Source organism: Streptomyces sp. T39 (assembly GCF_008042045.1).
Taxonomy (GTDB): domain Bacteria; phylum Actinomycetota; class Actinomycetes; order Streptomycetales; family Streptomycetaceae; genus Streptomyces.
In genome coordinates, this window is the sequence record NZ_RDBP01000283.1 from 1 (window position 1) to 653 (window position 653).

General features: G+C 75.5%; 1 protein-coding gene and 1 pseudogene. One reads left to right on the forward strand and one right to left on the reverse strand.

The window, feature by feature from the left end; all coding sequences use genetic code 11:
* Positions 1-224: pseudogene (locus tag EAO77_RS38280) on the forward strand (glycerate kinase); the annotation flags it as partial.
* Here EAO77_RS38280 and EAO77_RS38285 read toward each other — a convergent pair.
* The coding region (locus EAO77_RS38285; protein WP_187283634.1) for an anion permease at positions 203-653 on the reverse strand (451 nt) is incomplete at its 5' end. The pseudogene EAO77_RS38280 and the gene EAO77_RS38285 overlap by 22 nt on opposite strands.

Consider the following 653-nt stretch of genomic DNA (forward strand, 5'->3'; position numbering starts at 1 on the left):
GCCCCTACCGAGTCGCCGTCGCCCCGAGCGGCTTCAAGGAGTCCCTCTCCGCCCGCCAGGCGGCCCTGTCCATCGCAGAGGGGCTGCGCCGGGTGGTCCCCGACGCCGAGCTCGACCTGATCCCGCTCGTCGACGGCGGCGAGGGCACGGCGGAGGCGCTGGCGGAGGCGGCCGGCGCAGGGGGTCCGGCCACGACAGGCCCCTACTCCGGGAGGACGGGCACGCCGAGGAGCGGCCAGAGGACGAGGGCGAACAGCAGCACCACGGCGGCGCTGAGGGGCGCCAGCACGGCGGAGAGCCGCAGCAGATCGCGCGGGGTGAAGGTGGGGACCCGTTCGGGCGGTTCGAAGAAGAGGGCGACCGGTTTGGCCGACGCGGGCAGGGTGTGGCAGAAGCCCGCCGCGGCCGTCGAGGCCAGAGCGGCGGCCACCGGGTTGACGCCGGAGCCGACGGCGGCCGCCACCACCAGCGGCACCAGCACCGACGAGCGTGCCGAGCGGGACTGGAGCACCAGATGGGCCGCCGTGCTGACCAGCACGACCACGGTCAGGAAGACCCACGGCGGCATCGAGCCGGGCAGCCCGCCCACCAGATGACCCGCGGCACCCGAGTCGACCAGCGCCACGCCCATCGCGGTGGTCGCCGCCATGAAC